The organism is Paraburkholderia sp. JPY465, from assembly GCF_050436725.1.
GTDB lineage: Bacteria > Pseudomonadota > Gammaproteobacteria > Burkholderiales > Burkholderiaceae > Paraburkholderia > Paraburkholderia youngii.
Map to the genome: position 1 here is coordinate 696,711 of NZ_JBNDMT010000002.1, position 20,676 is coordinate 717,386.

A 20,676-nucleotide genomic window follows, 5' to 3' on the forward strand; every position below is an offset into this window, starting at 1 on the left:
ACAGTGAATTCCAGCCGCGGCGCCAATGCCGCGGCAACCGAGCAATCGCACGGCTCCTGCAAGGCTCGCTCGCGATTGTTCCTGAATCGCGACAATTCATTTCGCAAAACCGCGATTTATCCGCGACGCGTCAACGTCTACATTTCACCCTGTCGCAGCGCCATCACGCTGCCAATGAATCGACAGGAGTGAATCATGAAACGCAATCTGTTGGCAGGCCTCGCCCTTTCGCTGCTCGTCAGCGTTCCGGCATTTGCGGAAGGCGGCAGTATCGGCCGTGCAGGAACCTATGACACGCAACCGGCGCCGAGCGCGAGCACGAAGACCCGCGCCGAGGTCAAGGCCGAACTGGTCGCCGCGTATCGCGACGGCTCGCTGCCCTCGCTGAATCGCACCTCGTATCCGAACAAAGGCCTGATCGGCCAGACACAGGCCGCGCGCATCGCGTTGCAGGAAGGGACGAACGGCGAAGTGACGCGGGTCGCGAAGGGCCAGTAACGAGTTAGCAGAAGTTGATTCGGAAACCGGCGCGCCTGCCGCACGAGAAGCGCGCGCCTCTTCATCAAGGAGCACATCATGACACCCTCGGAACTCGATAACTGGGATACCGATACGCCCGTGTGGACGCCGTATCGGCCGGTACAGCGTTGAGTGTTGGCTTTCTGTCGTTCTCGGCACTCGCCGTTATGCGCCCGCGAAGTGGCTTCGCGGGCGCATTTGCATTGAAGCGATCGAAAGCGCAAGCCGTTTTTTGCTGACCTAGGAGCGTTCAATCGGTGCCGTATTTGGGTGAACGTGGCCCGTACAGCAGTCCGTTCGGCGGCCCGGCATGCAGAAGCCGATAGCTCGTCACGCCAGCGATATCGTGGCCCTTGTCCGTCAGCGAATCCGCAATCTGCTTGACTGCAGCCGTGACGAGCATGCCGATCAGGCCACCTCCAGCATAGTTGTTGCCCTCGTTGCTGTTGGCGCTGGCACTACCCTGCCATAGCACGTCACCGCTCTTGAGATCGACCAGCCGGGCGGATGCCGTGACGACTGTCGCACTGTCGACGACGTGGTACACGGTACCGTACTGCGTGATCTTCGAATACAGGGCCGCGTCGGCACCGAAGATTTCGCGCAGCTTCGCAGGCGAGGTCGCTTCGATCTCCGCCGCCATGGTCAGGCCGTTCTGCCTGAACGTTTCATCCATCACCGCCACCGGTATCACGTAGTAGCCAGATTCGGCGAGCGGCATCGTCATCTGCGAGAGCATGCTGTTTGTCGCCTGTACGTCCGCCGTTTCGTTGGTCGGGGGCAGCAACAGGATCGAGTGCGGCCGGCTGTTTTTGAACGCCGTGTAGTCGGCGTGCTTCACAGGTTGCGCGCACGCGGCCAGCAGTGCGACCGTCGACAGGGCAAAGCCGAGCTTGAAGGAAAAGATCTTGAACATGGTGGCTCGCTCAGGGCTGTTTCGGTTTCTTCATCAGGAAGTCCATGTAGGTCGAGGATTCCGGAAACAGTTGCTTCTCGGACTCGAACTCCTGCATGGCCTGGGTGTCGTTGCCGACACTCGCGTACAACATGCCCAGTTGTGCATGGAATCCGGGCGGCGGCGTGTGCCCGTTGCCGCGGATGTCCTGGAGGGATTTTTCGAGCGCCTCGATCTGCTCCTGCGGTGCCTTTTCTCCCTTCAGATAGTCGTACACGGCCGGCTGGTAGCCGGTCCATTGATAAAGCGGCTGGGGACTGTTCGCCGCGCATCCGGAGAGAAGCATGGCTGCCGTCGTTACTGGCAAATAGATTCCCCGCATCATGCGGTTATGTTTCATCGTGAATCGCGTCATCAAGTTGATTGCTGGTGCGGTTGAACGTGGATCGAACGCAATAGACCAGCACGCACTTACTGTGCGGCCTTGAGCGTCCCTGCATCGACCTGCTCGACCAGGTGATTGACGGCCTCCTGGATCGCCAGATCGAGCACCTTGCCGTTCAGTGTGGAGTCGTAGCTGGCCGTGCCGCCGAAACCGATGACTTCACGGTTCGAAAGACTGAATTCACCCGCGCCCTGGCTCGACGCGACGACTTCGGATGTCGTCGTATCGACGACGTTCAGGCTGACCTTTGCATAGGCCACCTGACTCTTGCCGCGGCCGAGGATGCCGAACAGCTGCCGGTCGCCAACTTCTTTGCGACCGAACTCGGTGACATCGCCCGTGACGACGAAGCGCGCACCCTTGATCGACTGGGCCTTTTTGAGGAAGCCCGCTTCCTGGCGGATTTCGTCGAGGTTGTCGCGATCGAGCACATTGAAGCGGCCGCTCTGCTGGAGAGACGTGATCAAGATGGTCTTGGCCTGACCACCGAGACGGTCAACCCCGTCCGAGAAGATGCCGCGCATATAGCTCGAGCGGTTGTCGAACTTGCCGACTGAAATGCCGATGGCTTGGCCCACCGCTGGCTTCTGCGCGCTGGCGACGGGCGGCACCGGTAGTGAGCGCGACGACTCGGTTGCACATCCGCCCAGCGCCACCACGACGGCAACAGCCACGGTTCCCAGCGCATATGTTTTGGATAACTTCATTTTGCTTTTCCTTTTTGTTGAAATGCCGAAAACCCGGATAGCGTCGGCGGGGCGAATATCAGAATTGCGCGGTCACCTGGAAACCCAGGGTGACCCGCGAAGTTGAAAAGCCCGACGGTTTATAGATCGGCGTACCCGCGAAGAGGTCATAGGCGAGCGCACCTAACTTTGCCGATGCGCTGCCGCGCACACCGATCACCGCACTCGCCAGTTGTGTACCGACGAGAAATGCGGCGTTCGGCCCGAACACGTGGCCGTAGTCGATACCTGCGTACACAGATTGACCCGTCGAGCCGATTGGTACCTGAAGCTCATTGCGCCAGAAGAAACCGCGCTCGGCGGCCAGCATCGTTTCGCCGTCGAAGCCGCGCACCGTGTAGCGGCTGCCAATGGTCAGGTCATCGATATAGTTGAGCGTGTTGTTGGTGAACTGGCCGTGAACGCTTGTCACGTAGCGTAGCGGCTGGTTCGCGATCTGGAACGGCGCCGACAGGTTCGCGTCGAGCACAGCCATGCGGAAGCGGTAAGTCGGACCATTCTCGTAGAAGTCTGGTGTCGCCCCAAGTCCGCCCACACCCTGACGGTACGCGAGACTGCCGTCGAACTGCGACGCGCCGAAGTAATGACGGTCAGTTAGCGCCGCCTCGATGAAGGTGTTGTTGCGATGCTGCTGCGGAATATCGGTATCTTCGATGAAGCTCTCGCCAAAGCGCTTCGTCAGCCGGAACTGCACGCCGAGTACGTTGTTCTGGCTGCGCATGAGGACACGCGCCAGTTTGAAATCGACCGTCTGCGAATTGCCGCTCGACACGAAAGTCGTGTTGAGGCCCGCGATCTGCTGGTAGTACGTGTTCGTATAGGCTGACAGCGTGCCGGTCCAGTAACCCCACGGAACGGAATAGAAGCCGTTCCATCCGTGCGAGCCGAGACCTTTGTCGCCAAATTCGAGGTCCTGACTCACGCCGACGTTGAAAATGTCATTCAGCCCGAGCGGGTTGTCGATACCCAGGCTCAGGTTGCCCTGCAGCTTGCCGGTGGCCCGCGTGCCCGAGTTGTCCACCGAAGCGACCACCGTCCACGGCTTGGTCCGATTTACCGTCACGACAACATCGCTTTCGCCAGGTACCTCCGTGGGTTCGATTTTCATGTCCACGTCCTGACTGCTGACGCGCTTCATCTGTTCGAGTCCCTGCTCGAGGTCGCGCAGGTTCAGCAGGTTGCCATCTCGCGTCGGGAATGCCGACTTCCATGTGCCGCGCGTGGCAGGATCGGCAAAGCGAACCTGCCCGATCACACCCGGCACCAGTGCGAACTTCAGCGTCCCGGTTGAAAGATGCTGTTCGGGCAGCAAGACGCGCGTGGTGATGTAGCCACGGCTCAGGATGGCCTGTTGCAGTCCCTTGGTGAGCGTGTCGAGTCCCGCCTTGCCGACGCATTGCCCCCGGTAATGGTCGAGCCATTCGCGGGCGAACGCAAAGCGGTCAAGCGGCAATGCGGATGCGCCTTGCGAGCGCACTGCATCAGACAGCGTTGCAGGAACGTCTAGCACCAACACATCGATGTCGAAGCACGGCGTTTCAGCTGGCAGTTCAGGCCAGCCCGAGGCGCGCTCAGCTGTCGAACGCACTGAAGGCGCATTGACAGTGGCGTTGCGTTCCTGTGCATTGCGTTGCTGCTCGACCTGCTGGTTCTGCTCGGCGTTCGCGCGTGCCGCTGCTGCTTTGTCCGCTGGTGTGGGCATCGGCGTCTGCTGCGCGTGGGCGAGCGTTATCACGGCTGTGAGCGGCAATGCCGCCAGCCTTTTGCGGATTTTCATGCGGTTTTTTTGGATAGGCGACTGAGCTGCCAGTCAGGCGATACTCTATTGTTAAAAAGCGCCCTCTGATGTTTGGACGCAAGCAATATCAAGTTGAGGTGTCGCCTCCACCGTCGCTGAGATGCTTAAACTCCCAAAATAAGACGACGGAACAGCAAGCCAAAGTTAGAAAATAAATAGGAAATAGTTCCTGCAATCCATCTGGATTGCCCGCGAGCACCGCCAAACCTACAGCCACCCCAATATAAATCACCGATAGCACTGCGCACACAACGAAGAAGCGCTTCCATAGTTGCCCACTATCGAGTCTTGGCTTTCCAGAAATTGCTTGTTTCTCGTTATACGTTTCGAAAACAAACAGAGCAACAAACGTTATGGCGACAAGTATCGCCTTTACGAGCGCTGCATTCCAGCTCTCTCCCCGAAGTCGGGCCATTGCCACCAAAACAACCGCTATATGAAGAAAGAACAGCCCTCTCCGGCGGGTCCGTGGCACTGCGCGCCTAAATGCTTCCAGCATCGAACTCTTATCCATTCCTTATCCTTCATCTTGTCGCTGAGACCCCAGCCTCTTCAGCTTGAAGATGTCTCGGATCAACTTGAACGAGATCGCAATAAACAAGGTTACATAAAGAGGCATCCCAGCCAAAGCCGGCCTCCATCCTGCCCCCTGCACAATAGAGACCCCTAAAAAAGCCGCTACAATTCCCGCCAAGGATAGATACGCTTTTATGTACAATCGCAATAGCTTTCGCCATTCATTTTTCATCATTTCGATAACCTATTTTGAATGGCCGTCTGAATAGGACCTGCTGCGCCTTGAATTGCTTGATTCAAAACGCTGCCCAGTGGAGCAGGTAGGGCTGCTTTCGCCCCAGAACCCAGAGCCGAAGAAATTGTAGCTCCTGCTGCAGCGGCATCTGGGTTATTTCCTGTCATTCCGGCAACCCCAAAAGCGCCAACACCGCTCACTGCAGCGTTATAGCCATTCGCACCAATTTTTCCGAACCTTCCTAATCCAGCAATGGCAGCGCCACCTATCGCAAGTGGGGTACTCAGACCACCCACCATTCCAGCTAAATACGAGTTGGTGATGTTTGGTGCGTCGCTACCCGGCACATTCTTAAAGTTATAGTAACTTCCCGCGTAGTCAAATCCCCCCGCAAGAAGCGCCGCAGTTACCGCTTCCGGCCCAAGCGCAATGACCACAGCAGCGGGCACACCGTAAAGCGCACCTGTCTTCATATTGGCGGATGCCGTATCTGCATTGGCACCTTGCGCTTGAATCGCCGCATTCAGCGTTGCGTCACTGCACTGCGCTCCCGCTCCGCACGCCTGCGATACCAGGTCCTTTTTCTGATGGTTCATCTGGTTGTACAACTCGACCGCCGATCCAGTAGCCGCGCCCGCCGTACCGCCCACCAGCGCGCCACCTACACCCGCCGTCACATTCGCAGCGAGGTTGCCCAGCAGATCCGATCCAGTTTCAGATGCTACCCCCTTCGAAATGCCTTCCAGTTGGGGCGCAAATTTCGACGACAGGCCCGCCCCGGCAGCACCACCGATAGCCCCGAACGTGCTGCCGCCGCCGAGGCCACCAATCAGCGCGCCGCCGGCCGCGTGTAACAGCGCGCGATTGTCGCCACCCTCGGCCCATGCTGCGGCTGCGGCTGCGTCACCCGCGTCCTTTGCCGCTTGCTCTTTCGCTTCAGCATATGCGCCAATACCCAGCGCGACTACCTGGCCTGCCGCCTGCGCCGCCGCCATCGTGTCCGCCTGCTGGTTCAGGATGTCGTTCACGTCCGGCGTTTTCGAGACCGTCCCGTTGGTATCCGTCGTGTCGCGGCTGAGGCTCGCCACATCCTGCGTCTGCTTCGCGCCGTCCGTGATATTGATCGCACCCGCGCTCACAGCACTGCGCGTGGTGGCGCTTTCGTCGCCATTCTCGTTCTGCGAGATCATCGGCGTAACGCCGGGTGCGCCACTAACAGAACCCGGACCCGTCGCCTTGCCGGTGTTGCCTACGCCCACGCCCGCGCTGATACCGTTGCTCGACGCGCTGTAGTGCGACTGGTTCTCGATATCGCTGAACGTCAGCGTGCCCGTCGTCAGACTGTTCTTCGACGCATCGGCGTCGCTCGCAATCACCGCACCCTTCAGGTCCGTGTTGCCGTTGACGTTGATGTTGAAACCGCCATCACCCGCCTGGATACCCGCCTGCTCATTCACCTGGGCATAGCTCGAATCCCCGTGGCCATTCTGTGCGCTGAAACTCGCGCTGCCGCCGCCCTGGCTGACGCTGAAGCCGCCGCTGACACTGCTCTGATGCGCGGTGCTCACGGTCGTATCCTGCACGCTTTCAACGTTCAGGTTGCCGCCAACGTTGGCCGTGACCGCACCACCGCTCACATTCGAGCCGATGATGTTTGTATCGCCGCCGCTCACGATCGTGACGCTGTTCGCCCCGCTCACGTGCGAATTGTTCTGCATCGTTGCGTCGCTGTTCGCGTCGCCATGCGCATTTGACATCGACGCCGACACGCCGAAGCCCTGCGTGCCGTAGGACACGCCGACGCTCGCGCTGCTCGACTTGTTCGTGCTGGCGGTGATATCGGTATCGGTCGAATTGAGCAGATTGACCTGATTCCTGGCGGCCAGCACCACGTCATTCGCGCTCACGTTCGAACCGGCAATCGTGATGTTGCCCGAGCCCGCGGTTCCGTCACCCGTTGCAACAAACGTGGTCGTGCCACCTGCCTGGACTGTCGAGCCGGCATGCGTCGTCTGGTCCTCGTTGAACGTATTCCTGCTCTGACTGGAACCGAAACTCAGTTGCGCGCCGATGCTCGGCGCATTCGGACCCTTGGCGCCATCGGCCAGCGCCTTGGCCCCTGACACGGCCATGCCAGCGTTACCGCCCGCCGCGATGGCATGCAGCGCCGTTGCGCGCCCGTCGCTGTTGCCGCTCGCAAGGCTCTGCCCCTGCTGGACAGCGCTGTTGATCGCATCGCCCACGCTGCCGGACAGGCCCAGCGTGAAGCCGCTCTGCTTCATCTCCTGCGTTTCGTCGTGGTGTGACGTATTCGTCGCCGCGTCGATGATGACGTTGGCCGCCATGCCCGTGACGTCCTGGGCGGCCAGCACGGCACTGCCCGTGACATGCAGGTCGTTGCCCGCCGCCATCGTCACGCTGCCGTTCGTGCTGCCGACCAGACTGCCGTTGTTGGTGACGGTGCTGTCGTGCGTGGTGTCCTTCTGCTCGCGCGTGCCGTAGTTGATGCTCGCGCCGCCGCCACTCATCGCGCCGAAGCCCGAAGCCTGCTCCTCGTGAAGCGTGCTGCGCTCGCTCGTATCCTGGGTGGTCGTGATATTGAGGTCGTGGCCCGCCGCGAGCGTCATGTCGTTCGTTGACGCAACGGTGGACCCGTTGATGTTCAGGTCGTGCGCCGCACTGGCCGCCACGGTATCGCCCGATACGGTCGAACCGACCGATAGCACCGTATGCGAGGTGGACGTGTCGGTGATCTTGTTGCTCGACAGCGCATTCGAATGGTTCGTCTGCGACCAGTGATCCGCATCGTGAGTTTCCGTCACCGCGCCGACCGTGATATCGCCAGTCGATTGCAGGATGACACCGCCACGGGTCGCGCCGTTGACACCGCCCGTGCTCACCGATGAGCCGAGAACCGAGAGGTTGCCCGTTCCGCCCTGGCCCGCCGCCAGCGCAACGGTGCCGCCCGCGTTGATGCTGCTGCCCTGGGCGGTTTCGTCGTAGGTCGAATCCTTGTGGTGCGCGAGTTTGCCGCCCATCGACTGGCCGGTATACGTGGCGGTGTCCTTCGCCGCAGTCACCGTCAGGTCGCCACCCGCCACCATCGTCGCATCGCCGCCCGCCTGAACGTGCGCACCGGTCAGCGTCGCATTGTTGCCCGAGACGGTGGTGAGGTTACCGCCGGTCGTGATCGTGCTGCCAACGCTGGTTGTGGTGGTGCTGTGGTAGCCATTCAGGCCGTCAGTGGTTCCCGCATCCTGGGTGGCCGTAAGCGTCGTGGTGCCCACGTTGATATCGCGACCCGCCGCGATGGTCGCATCACCCCCGGTCTGGATCGCTGCGCCGCTCATGGTCACGTCCCGGCCCGCCATGACGGTCGCACTGTCCGATGCCGAAATCGTGCCCACCGACTGGACCGCCATGCCGGTTGCGCTCGAAGTGAAGCCGGCGTTGCCACCCGTTACCGCGGCCTGGGCGGTTGTGCTCTGGTTGACGATATCGCGGCCTGCGCTGACTACCGTATCGACGCCGCCAATGCGACCGCCGATGTTCGTCACATCCTGCACGGCGGCGACCGTCGTCGCGCCGCCGCTTCCGATCACGCCCCGGTTCACGATGTTGTTGCCGATGACCGTGGTCGCCACGTCACCTGCGACGTGGGCGCTGTTCGTCACATCGCCGGTCGCGTTCAGGTTCACGCGGTTACCGGCCACCAGCGCACCGCTGCCCTGAAGATCAACGGTGCTGGACTTCGCGAGATAAACCTGGGGTACCAGTACCGTCTGCTGCGAGCCGTCCGGCAGTGTGACGGTCTGGCTCACCAGCCACACCATGTCGGTGGTCAGCTGCGCCATCTGGGCAGCGGTCAGCCCGACGCCCACCGTGAGGTCAAACGCCTTCGCATACGACACGCCATTGTTCAGCAGCGCCGTGTATTCGTCCAGGTTGCTGGTGTAAGACCTGAGGAACGTGCGCCCGGTCAGTTGCGTGACCTGTTCCATCACCAGTTGCTGCTCATACATGCCGTCACCGAGACGCTTCTCGATCACCTGCGGATTCAGGCCGAGCTGGGCGAGCATGTAGTCGCTTGAAATGAACTTCGAATAGCTCGTCAGGCGCGGATCGGTGACGACGAGATAGGGCGCGCCGGGTGCGCTCTGAAACGTGTACAGCGCGCTGGCCGGAAGCTTCAGACCCGCACCGAGCGTCTGCGGGCGGTTACCCGAGGCGCTGGCACTACCCAGTTGGGTGCCGGTTGCGTCACCGCCGGACACGCCTGCGCCGGTAACAGTCTGCCCGACGCGATCCACCGAGCCGATGGTAATGTCCTGTGCGTCGGTCTGGACGGTCTGGTTGGCCGTCGCGATTGCAGGCAGCGAGGCAACCGTGGTGGACGGCAGCGGCACCGCGTCATCTTTGATATCAGTCTTCGTGTCGTTGCTGTCGCTGATTTTTGCGTGCCAGTAGTAGGTCGAGACATCTGTTTGCGTGCCGGTCTGCTGCAACAGGATGCCCGTATCGTTTACCGAGCCGCCCGTCGCGCGGCGCACGAGGTCCCCGCCTGCGGCCATCGTGGACGAGTCGTTGTTGATCGTGCCGCCGTCCGCGTTGACGCGGATCGAACCCTGCGCCTGGATCGTCGCCGCCGTGCCGGGGTTCAGAAGCTGGTCGGTCACGGTGGTGATGGTGGAGGTGCGGCTCAGTTCAACGTAATCGTGGCTGTCGTCGCCAATCGACGTATTGATCCTGACCTGGTCCGGTGCGATGTTCTTCGCCGGATCGAAGTCCGGATAGAAAGCGATCGTGACCGTACCGTCGCTGTTCTGCGTCAGACTCTGGTAATACTGCACCGCGTTATTGGTAATGGTGCGGGTCTGCGGGTCCGCGACACAGTAGGTGGTCGGGCACACCCTGTAGGTATCCGTCAGTGGCGTAGTGAGCGAGAACGTCTGGCTGGTAGCGTCGATGCTGGTCACCTGCGAAGCAGGCAACGTCACGACCAGTGGCTTGGCCAGCTTGCCGATGACCTGCCCACCGATGGCCCCTGTGCCGCTGAAAATCCACTGCTCATAGATCGCGCTGTGGTAGCTGGCGACCTCGTCAACCGGCATGCCCATCGTCCACAGCGTCAGCGTTGGCCCCTCGGTCGTGACAGGCGTCCCGGCTTCAGTCTGAACGCCCGTGCGCTGGTTCGTGAGCGTGTGCGCGGCCACGTCGATATCGCCCGCCGCCTGGATGCTGGCCGCGCTGTTCGTGATGATGCCGGTCTGGTTCGCGAGCAGACCCGTGGAGTCGCGCGCATTGTCGCGCGCCAGTTCCAGGTTCCCGCCGCTGTAGATCAGGGCGCCGTCCGCGTTCGTCAGCGAACTGCCCGCGTAGACTCCAAGGAACGATGCCCCCGCGATAACCGCCTGCGCGCCCTCATTGGTCACGTCGGTGGCGTTGACGATGACGCTGTTCCCAATCACCGCGCCCGTGTTGTTCAGGCTCGCGCTGTTTGTCGTGACCGCATCGCCCTCGATCGTGCCTGCGTTCGCGATGTCGCCGGTGGCATTGACGGTGGTCGCCGCCGAATTCATGTCCGCGCCGGCCGCATTAACGACATTGGCCGCGCTCACCGTCAGCGCGTTGCCTGCTTCCAGTGCAGCGGTGTTCGTGAACGTGCCGCCAACACCGAGTGCCAGGTTGTTGTCCGCATGCAGGGAGGTTGCGGCATTGCTCGCGAAGTCGCCTTCGAGGGCCAGCGTGAGGTCACGGCCCGCCGTCATCCCGCCGTCGCCCGCGAGCGTACCGCTCATGCCGATGTCGCGATTGGCGCGCACCGCGCCGCCTGCGTTCGACATGGACGCCACCCGCAGCGACACGTCCTGCGCGCTCTCGATGGCGCCGCCATCATTGATGAGCGTCGCGGCGGGCTGGTTCAGGTTCAGCGCCGTGCCGCCATAGAGCGTGCCAGCCGTGTTATCGACCGTATCCGTGATGGCAAGCGTGGCGGCGCCGCCCGCCACCAGCTGCCCGCCTGAGCGGTTCACGAGGTTCTGCGCGTTAGCCTGTACATCGCCGTTACCGCCCAGCCCGCCCGCGGTGTTCGTGATCGTGCCGGCAGCGCTGAGAGTGGTCTGTCCGGTTCCCGCGTTCGTGATCGAGCCGGACGTGTTGTCAATGTCCGAACCCGCAACGGCGAGCGTCCCGGCCGCGCCGTTCGCGGCAATCACACCGCCCGCGTTGATGATCCTGCCGCACGCGTCGAGCGTCAGGTCTGCACCGCTCTGTGCCGAGCCGCCCGAGTTGTCGAAATCGCCCTGGGTGGAAACCGTGAGGCCCGCGTCGCCGTAAATCTGCCCGGCGTCGCGGTTGACGATGCCGCTGGCGGCGGCGATGCTCGCGGCCTGCTGCGCGGCGAGCCTGCCACCCGTATTGTCGAGCGAGGCCGCTGCGGTCTGCAGCGCGCCGTTCGTCGCAATCTGGCCGCCAACGTTGGAGAGTGCGCCTGCCGAACTCACGGCCAGCGTGCCTGTACCCGCGTGCGCAACCTTGCCGCTGTCGTTCGTGATCGACTGCGCGCTCACCGTGAGGTGCTGCGCGTTGGAGGCAATCGTGCCGCCCGTGTTATCCAGCGCGCCGCCCACGGTGATTGTCTGGTCAGTGGCACCCGTCTGCTGGATCGTGCCGTCACGGTTGATGAGCGCACCCGTGCTCGATACGCGCAACTGGTCGCCGTCGATCAGGCCCGAGGTGTTGTCGATGGATGCCCCGGACACCGCGATATCCGTCGCAGAGAGTTGCCCCTGCACGTTGGAGAGCGCACCCGTCGCCGTGGCATTGAGCGAACCGCCGGTCGTCACCGTTGCGCCTGATGTGTTCAGGTCGCCGCCCGTTGCCGTCAACGCAATGTCGTCGTTTGCTAGCGTGCTGCTACCGGCGAGATTGAGTGACGCCCCCTGAAGCGATGCGCGGCCACCCGCGAGGTTCTGGCCGGTCGCGGACAGGATACCGGATGCGCTCAGGTTCAGATCGCCGCTTTGACCGGCAATCCCGTCGGCGTTGATCCCGGCACCCAGCGTGCCGGTCGAGGTGAGGTTGCCCGCACTGAGGCTCAGGTTCTGCTGCGCGTAGGTCGAGCCGCTGTTCTGCACATCGCCCGCCGCTGACACCGCAAGATTGCCGCTCGCGGTTGTCTTGCCGGTGAGAACCAGCTTGCCCTGCGTCGTGAGCGTCAGGTCACCCGCCTGGGCGGCGATCGCGCCCGCATTGGACACCCCGACACCGTATTCATTGCTGGCCAGCACGATACGTTGCGCGTACATTCCGCCAAGCTGACTCACGTCGATCGACACACCTGGCGCGGCACCATCGCCTGCAATCGGGGTAGCGGCGAGCGTATCGTGATTGACCTGATTCGCGCCCGTAACGACGTTCAGGTTGTTCGCGTAAATGGCAGCGTTGGCCTGCACCGCGCGCGCGATGAGGTCCACCCGGTCGATATCCGGGTTATTGAGACCCGCGCCTTCGACTGTAATGAGGCCGCCAGTCACGTTTAAGCCGCTCAGGTTGCCGCCCGCATCGAGTATCGGTGTACCGGTGGTGAGAACGCCGCGCGTGGTATTGATGAAGCCGCCGCCGTCAACTATGATGCCCGATCCGTTTGAGATGACGACCTCGGCCTTGCTCCCGGCCACCTCAAGAAAGCCGCGCAGCTGACTGGGCGAATTGCTGTTGACCTGGTTGAGAATGATCCGCGCGGACTGGCCTGGCGAAAGATTCGCGTTACCGTTCACCTGGCCTGCGAGTTGTGTGTTCGTGATAGACGGCGAGTTATTGAGAATGGCGCCGTTTTTCTGTACGTCGAACTGTCCGTATGTATTGACGGATACACCAGCGGAAGACGGACGGTTGATGTCTACCTGTGGCAGACCATTCTGCGTCTGGATGACATTCGGCGCGTGCGCGCCCGATGGCACGATCTGCGCATCCGAGAGAGCGGGAGCGAATCCGGCGAGCACCAGCACCGCGAAGGCCGCGTGACGCATCGCGAACAGCGTGAGGGATGGCAGCGCGACCGCTGCGTCGGCCTCACCGGAACGGGCATTCCCATGTCCGCTTGCAGTCTCCGCAACGGCGACGAGCATACCCCGAAGCTTGCTGAACACAAGCCGATAACAACGGTTATTCATTGCCTATACCTGTGATCCCCGATGAAGCCCTGCGCAATGCAACGCCATCAAAAGGTTATCAAGGAGAGCAAATGAAGACTACGAGACAATTCTGAACTATTCTGAATTTGTCGATATTTAACGATCGCAGTTGTCTACCGCTTTTCCAGTGATTCCAACGCCTCATCAAATCCACGACTTTGTAGGCTTTTCTTGACTGTCGTTCACGGCACTCGCCATTTGCATTGAAGCGATCGAAAGCGGCCGCGGCCCGCGACGACGCGCTTGCCGTCGTTTCCCTATAATCGAAGGTCTTTCCCTCGCAGCGGGTTTGTGCGCTTCACCATAGGAGAGCAACACGATGGATTATGTGAAACTCGGCCGCACCGGCCTCGATGTATCGCGTCTCTGTCTCGGCTGTATGAGTTATGGCGTGCCCTCGCGCGGCACGCATACCTGGACGCTCGACGACGAAGCCGCGCGGCCATTCATCAAGCAGGCACTCGATCACGGCATCAACTTCTTCGATACCGCCAACGTCTACTCGGACGGCACCAGCGAGGAAATCGTCGGCCGTGCGCTGAAGGACTTTGCGAAACGCGATGAGATCGTGCTCGCCACCAAGGTCAATAGCCGCATGCATCCGGGTCCGAACGGCGCGGGGCTATCGCGCAAGGCGATCATGGCGGAGATCGATCACAGCCTGCGGCGGCTCGGTACCGACTATGTCGACCTGTATCAGATTCATCGCTGGGACTACGGTACGCCGATCGAAGAAACGATGGAAGCGCTGCACGACGTCGTGAAGGCCGGCAAGGCGCGCTATATCGGCGCGTCGTCGATGTACGCATGGCAGTTTGCCAAGGCGCTGCAGGTGGCCGAGCGCAATGGCTGGACCCGCTTCGTGACGATGCAGAACTACGTGAATCTGCTGTATCGCGAGGAAGAGCGCGAAATGCTGCCGCTGTGCGAGAGCGAAGGCATCGGCGTGATTCCGTGGAGCCCGCTTGCACGCGGACGCTTGACGCGCGACTGGGACACCGAGAGCGCACGCTCGGAAACCGACGAGTTCGGCCGCACGCTGTACGCGCAGACGCAGGAAGCGGATCGGCGTATCGTCGAGCGGGTCAGCGAGATCGCGAAAGAGCGCGGCGTGCCGCGCGCGCAGGTTGCGCTAGCGTGGGTGCTGCAGAAGAAGCCGATTACCGCGCCGATCGTCGGTGCGACCAAGCTGCATCATCTCGACGATGCGGTCGCGGCGCTGTCGTTGAAGCTCAGCGGCGAAGAGATTCAGCGGCTCGAAGAACTGTATGTGCCGCATGCGGTGGCAGGGTTCAAATAAGCGCTTCGACGCATACAGGAGCCCAATTTGCACAGCCGGAACGGCCTGCGATCGCAGCGCAGGCCGTTTCGCCTCCTCTTCGTCAATTCAATTACGTGGCACGTCAGGTTCGAAGAACACCCAGCGCACCTGAGGAAACGCGGCCTGCAAGTCGGCCTCGATAACATTGATCGCATCGACCATCGCGCGGCCGCTCGCATAGTCGATCATTTCCGCCTGCACCGCCACCACCACGTGACGTCCCCACTGCAGCGTGATCATATTGATGACGCTGCGAATCTCCGGACGCGCGCGCAGATGCGCGTCGATGGCGCTGCGCACTTCCGGGCTCGCCGACTCGCCGACGATCATCGACTTCACTTCACGCGCGACGAGCCACGCGATCGTCATCAGCAAGAGACCGACTCCGACCGAGCCGAGCGCGTCATACACGGGGTTGCCGGTCATCATCGTCAATAGCACCGCGACGAAGGCGATCGCGAGACCGAAGAGCGCGGCGATATCTTCGCCGGCCACGACCAGCAGATCCGATTCGCGCGTCTCGCGAAACCACTGCCACAGGTTTTTATCCGGATACGTCTTGCGAATCTCCTTGATCGCACCCCACAGCGATAGCGCTTCGAGCACCACCGACACACCGAGCACCGCCAACGCGACGAACGCATACTGCAACGGCTCGCGCGCAATCAGCCGATGCACGCCCTCATACACCGAAAACGCGCCGCCGACGAAAAACAGCAGCAACGCAACCAGCAGCGAATAGAAGTTGATTTCGCGGCCGCTGCCCATCGGATGCAAAGGGCTCACCGGCTTGCGCGCCTCGCGCAGCCCGAAAAGCAGCAGCAGTTGATTGCCGCAGTCGGCGGTGGAGTGAATCGCTTCGGCGAACATTGAGCCGGAGCCGGTGAACGACGCCGCGGCGAACTTGCAGACGGCGATGCCGAGGTTGGCGGCGAGTGCGTAGAAAATGGCTTTCGGCGATTCTTCTTTCATCTGCGGGCGGACGTCCGTGAAGGTGCTGGGTATTGTCGGGTATTGCACGACCGAAACGATCGGCAAGCACTCGGTATTATGGACGACAACGACACGCCAGGCCGCAGGAATCGGACCCGACGCGTCGCCGTGCCGGCAGCACCCCAAGCGCCCTTTCCACCATTCGCGCGGCTCACGCCCGCTCGAGCGCGGCCATCTCCCGCACGACCACCAGCAGCACCGAAAGACTCGCGCCACCCGTCGCACGCAAATCGGTCAGCAAGCGCGTATAACGCTCGAGCTGCGCCGCGCGTTTCTCGCGCCACGTTTGCACCAGCGAATCGGGCGTCGACGCATCGGTCGCGCCAGCCAACGCGCTCGTGGTCAGCGCGCGCTTGAGGCGGGCGAGTTCGGCGAGCGCCGATGCGCGCGCGAGCATGTCCCAGTGCGTCGGCGCCGGCAACGAAGCGGCGCGCTCGCTGATCCAGCTGTAGTTCAGCAGCGTGCCGAGCGCGAAGTAGACGCCCGCGACCTGTTCCAGATTGCGCTCGCATGTCGACGCGACTTCGGCGATATCGAGCAGCGCGGCCGACACCTCGCCGCTCGCGATTCGCACCGCGAGATCGCTATCGACACCCGCATCGACGAACGCCCGCTGCCGCTCCGACAATGCTTCGAGATCCGCGGCCGGCAACAGCGCCGGCCATTGCGGCGCGAGACGCTGCGCGGCATCGCGACAGCGCGCGAGCAGGCCGCTCACGTCGCCGTTGGCCGCGCCCGTTTGCAGATGCCGCAGGAACCACAGCGCCGAACGTTCGACGAGCCGCGCGACCTCCGCGAACATGCGCGCCTGCACGTCGTCCGCGACGCGGTTGTCGAGCGCGTCGATGCTGCGCCAGATCTGATCGAGATCGAACACGTCGCGCGCCATGATGCACGCGCGCACGATGTCGCCGGGCTGCGCATCGGTCTCCTCCATCAGCCGATGCACGAACTCGCAGCCGACGCGATTCACGAGCGCATTGGTCAGATGCGTCGCGAGGATTTCACGGCGCAGCGGATGGCGCTGCATCGGCTCGCGGAAACGCTGCCGCAGCGGCTTCGGGAAGTACTCGATCAACATGCCGCTAACGAGCGGGTCCTCCGGCATCGACGATTCGAGCAGCGCGTCATAGAGCCACATCTTGCTGTACGCGAGCAGCACCGCGCGTTCGGGTGTCGTCAGTCCCTGCTTCGCGGCCGCGCGCTCGGCGACGTCTTCGTCGGTGGGCAGAAACTCGATCACGCGATTGAGCCGCCCAGCCTTCTCCAGATAGCGCATCAAACGGGTTTCGGCATCGAGCAGCTCGACGCCGAAGCGGCCCGCGATCGACAAAGCCTGGGTCTGATAGTAGTTGTCCGTCAGCACCAACAGACCGACTTCATCGGTCATTTCCGCAAGCAGCGCATTGCGCTGCTTCTCCGTCATCTCACCATCGGCGACGACGAGACCCAGCAGAATCTTGATGTTGACCTCGTGATCCGAGCAATCGACGCCGGCGGAATTATCGATCGCATCGGTATTGATGCGGCCGCCGTGCTGCGCGAACTCGATGCGGCCGAGTTGCGTCAAGCCGAGATTGCCGCCCTCGGCCACCACCTTGCAGCGCAGGTCGGCACCGTTCACGCGGATCGCATCGTTCGCACGATCGCCCGCCTGCTGGTTGGTCTCGCGGCTCGCCTTCACGTAGGTGCCGATGCCGCCGTTATAAAGCAGATCGACCGGCGCCTGCAGAATCACCCGCATCAGCTCGGCCGGCGACAGCGCCGCCGCGCTGGTGCCGAGCGCCGCCTGCACCGCCGGCGACAGCGGAATCGTCTTCGCGCTGCGCGGGAACACGCCGCCGCCAGCCGAGATCAGCGACGGGTCGTAATCCGCCCAACTGGAGCGGTCGAGCATGAAGAGCCGCGCGCGCTCCGCCATGCTCGCGGCGGGATCGGGATTCGGATCGAGGAAGATATGGCGGTGATCGAACGCGGCGAGCAGCTTGATATGCGGAGACAGCAGCATGCCGTTGCCGAACACGTCGCCCGACATGTCGCCGACACCGACCACCGTGAAGTCCTGGCTCTGCGTGTCGATGCCCATTTCGCGGAAGTGCCGCTTGACCGACTCCCACGCGCCGCGCGCGGTGATGCCCATTTTCTTGTGGTCATAGCCGACCGAGCCGCCCGACGCGAACGCGTCGTCGAGCCAGAAACCGTATTCCTGCGAGATTGCATTCGCGTAATCGGAGAACGTGGCCGTGCCCTTGTCGGCGGCGACGACCAGATACGGGTCGTCGGGGTCGTGCCGCACCACGTCGGGCGGCGGCACGACGTCGGTGCCCGCCAGGTTGTCGGTTACGTCGAGCAAGCCGCGCAGGAAGGTCTGATAGCACGTCACACCTTCGCGCATCCACGCATCGCGCTCGCTCTGCGGCGGCGGATTCTTGACGACGAAGCCGCCCTTCGAGCCCACCGGTACGATCACGACGTTCTTCACCATCTGCGCCTTCATCAGGCCGAGCACTTCCGTGCGGAAATCCTCGCGCCGATCCGACCAGCGCAGGCCGCCGCGCGCGACGCGCCCACCTCGCAGATGCACGCCCTCGACGCGCGGCGAATAGACCCAGATCTCGAACATCGGCTTCGGTTCGGGCAGGCCGGGCACCTGCGCGGGATCGAACTTGAACGACAGGTACGGCTTCGATTGCCCCTGAGCGTCATGGCGGTAGTAGTTGGTGCGCTTGGTCGCCTTGATCACGCCGAGGAACTGCCGCAGGATGCGGTCTTCGTCGAGATTCGGCACCTGGTCGAGTGCGCTGTCGATCGATTCCAGACAGGCGTTGACGCGGGCCTCGCGTACCGCGCCGAGCGCCGGATCGAAGCGCGCGACGAACAGGTCGACGAGCATGCGCGCAATCGCCGGATTGCCGGTCACCGCGCGTTCGATATACGCGTCGCTGAACGTCGATCCGACCTGGCGCAAGTACTTCGCGTACGCGCGCAGGATCGTCACCTCGCGCGCATTGAGCTGCGCGCGCAGCACGAGGCGGTTGAAGTCGTCGCTTTCGATCGTGCCGGTCCACACCTGCTCGAACGCCTGCTCGAACAGATCCTTGACCCGCTCGATGTCAAACTCGGTATCGTCCGCGAGTTCGAGGCCGAAGTCGTGGATCCACGCGGGCATCGCACCCGGCGCCTCGATCAGATAAGGCCGCTCCTCGTCGACGCGCACGCCCAGATGTTCGAGCATCGGCAAGCTGCGCGACAGCGCGATCGGCATGCCCGCGCGATACACCTTGAAGCGGAACGCCCGCGGTCCCGATTCGATCGGCCGGTAGAGGTTCATTGCGAGCCGCTCGCTGCCTTGCACGCGCTCGATCAGTTCGATATCGCGCACCGCCGTACGCGCCGGATAGTCGTCGCGATAGCCGGCCGGAAACGAATCGGCGTAGTGCTGCAGCAAACGGTTGCCCTGCTCTTCGCCGTACGCGTCGAGCAATGCGTCGGCCAGATCGTCCTGCCAGCGCCGCGCGACCTGCACGAGGCGCGCTTCGAGCTCGCGCGTATCGACGCTCGGCATGCCACCGGCTTTGGCATGGACGACGAAATGAATTCGCGCGAGCGTCGACTCCGACAGCAGCGGCGTGAATTCGACGTTCTCACCATTGAATGCGTCGGCGAGCAGGTTCGCGATGCGTTGCCGCAGATCGGTGTTGTACTTGTCGCGCGATACGAACACGAGGCACGACACGAAGCGATCGAAGCGATCGCGCCGCACGAACAGCCGCGTGCGCTGATGCTCCTGCAAACGCAGCACGCCGAGGGTGGTGTCGTATAACTGGTCTTCGTCGGCCTGGAACAATTCGTCGCGCGGATAGGTTTCCAGCACCGTGACCAGCGATTTCGCCAGATGACCTTTCGGCAGGAATGCGGCACGTCTGACGATATTCGCGCATTTGCGCCGCACGATCGGAATCTCAGCGGCCGACACGAAATAAGCGGTCGACGTATACAGGCCGATGAAGCGCCGCTCGCCCGTCACCTTGCCATCGGCGCCGCTCAGCTTGATGCCGACATAGTCGAGATAGCCCGGCCGGTGCACCGTGGCGCGCGAATTGGCCTTGGTGAGGAAGATTGGCGACGAGCCGGAGATGATCTCCGCAGCCGCCGGCGGCAACGGCGTAACTTCCGGCGCGCCGCCCGCCCCCTGTGCATCGCGCAGAATGCCGAGACCGGAGCCCGCCACCGCCCGCAAACCATAGCCGCCATCAAGCTGCACCAGTTCGTAATCGCGCTGGCCGAGGAACGTGAAATGATCGGCGACCATCCATTCGACGAACGCACGCGCTTCGACGCCCTCGGGACCGGTCTCGCGCGCCTTCATATCCTGAATCGTCTGCTTCGCGCGTTCGATGATCTTCGGCCAATCTTCGACCGCCGCGCGCACGTCGCCGAGCACGCGGGCGATATCGTCGCGCAACGCATCGAGTTTTGCGGCATCGCCACAACGATCGACTTCGAAATGGATGCACGAGGTCAGATGCGAGCGCGTATCGCCGGCTTCTTCGGCGCCCTGGCTCACGCGCGCGATGCTGCCGTCCGCCGCGCGCCAGATCCGAAACACCGGATGCACGACCGAATGCAGCGCGAGCCGATGGCGGTTGACCGTCATCGAGACCGAATCGACGAGGAACGGCATGTCGTCGTTGACGATCTCGATCACCGTGTGATCGGAGTGCCAGCCATGCTGTTCGAGGATCGGGTTGTATACGCGCAGCCGTTGCTCGCCCGGCACGAAGCGCTGCGCGGTCTGCCAGTGGGCGAGCGCCGCGCCGTACAGATCGGCGATCGAGCGGCTTTGCAGATCGCCTGCGTCGACGAAATCGTAGTAATGCCGCAGGAAGGGTTCGACGATATTGAAGGTCGGTTCCGGCAACCGCCCCCGCGCAAATTCGACGACATCGTTCAGCAGGTGCGTGACGGCTTCTTCGTTCTTTGCTTGCATGATCGACTCCCCTGGCTGGCGGC

The 20,676-nt window shown here is 62.5% G+C and carries 10 protein-coding genes; 2 read left to right on the top strand and 8 right to left on the bottom strand.

What is annotated here, in order from left to right; genetic code table 11:
* The first annotated feature begins 195 nt into the window (after positions 1-195).
* Complete coding sequence (locus QFZ94_RS05280) at positions 196-498, top strand: DUF4148 domain-containing protein (protein ID WP_013092193.1); 303 nt, start codon at positions 196-198, stop codon at positions 496-498.
* 271 nt (positions 499-769) lie between these two features.
* On the opposite strand, the gene QFZ94_RS05285 is transcribed toward QFZ94_RS05280, so the two are convergent.
* The 6 genes from QFZ94_RS05285 to QFZ94_RS05310 form a co-directional block, all read right to left on the bottom strand.
* Positions 770-1,435, bottom strand: a complete 666-nt coding sequence (locus QFZ94_RS05285; protein ID WP_429455807.1) for a DUF799 domain-containing protein — start codon at positions 1,433-1,435, stop codon at positions 770-772.
* Positions 1,436-1,445: 10 nt separating this feature from the next.
* Positions 1,446-1,814, bottom strand: a complete 369-nt coding sequence (locus tag QFZ94_RS05290; protein WP_429455808.1) for a DUF4810 domain-containing protein — start codon at positions 1,812-1,814, stop codon at positions 1,446-1,448.
* 71 nt (positions 1,815-1,885) lie between these two features.
* Positions 1,886-2,566 (bottom strand): CsgG/HfaB family protein, encoded by a 681-nt coding sequence (locus QFZ94_RS05295; RefSeq protein WP_368582324.1) that lies wholly within the window; start codon positions 2,564-2,566, stop codon positions 1,886-1,888.
* 58 nt (positions 2,567-2,624) lie between these two features.
* On the bottom strand, positions 2,625-4,382 hold the full coding sequence (locus tag QFZ94_RS05300; RefSeq protein ID WP_429455809.1) for a ShlB/FhaC/HecB family hemolysin secretion/activation protein: 1,758 nt from the start codon (positions 4,380-4,382) through the stop codon (positions 2,625-2,627).
* Positions 4,383-4,470: 88 nt separating this feature from the next.
* Positions 4,471-4,917 (bottom strand): hypothetical protein, encoded by a 447-nt coding sequence (locus tag QFZ94_RS05305; RefSeq protein WP_176379325.1) that lies wholly within the window; start codon positions 4,915-4,917, stop codon positions 4,471-4,473.
* Between the two features lie 233 nt (positions 4,918-5,150).
* Positions 5,151-13,328: a hemagglutinin repeat-containing protein gene (locus tag QFZ94_RS05310; protein ID WP_429455810.1), complete on the bottom strand. Its 8,178-nt coding sequence runs from the start codon at positions 13,326-13,328 to the stop codon at positions 5,151-5,153.
* Between the two features lie 340 nt (positions 13,329-13,668).
* Between QFZ94_RS05310 and QFZ94_RS05315 the strand changes: the two genes are divergently transcribed.
* Positions 13,669-14,649, top strand: coding sequence for an aldo/keto reductase (locus QFZ94_RS05315; protein WP_152851549.1), 981 nt, complete (start codon positions 13,669-13,671; stop codon positions 14,647-14,649).
* Positions 14,650-14,736: 87 nt separating this feature from the next.
* Here the strand turns inward: QFZ94_RS05315 and QFZ94_RS05320 are convergent, their stop codons facing one another.
* Both QFZ94_RS05320 and QFZ94_RS05325 read right to left on the bottom strand, forming a co-directional pair.
* Positions 14,737-15,642 (bottom strand): cation diffusion facilitator family transporter, encoded by a 906-nt coding sequence (locus QFZ94_RS05320; protein WP_368582321.1) that lies wholly within the window; start codon positions 15,640-15,642, stop codon positions 14,737-14,739.
* 172 nt (positions 15,643-15,814) lie between these two features.
* Positions 15,815-20,653, bottom strand: coding sequence for an NAD-glutamate dehydrogenase (locus QFZ94_RS05325; protein WP_429455811.1), 4,839 nt, complete (start codon positions 20,651-20,653; stop codon positions 15,815-15,817).
* Positions 20,654-20,676 lie beyond the last annotated feature (23 nt).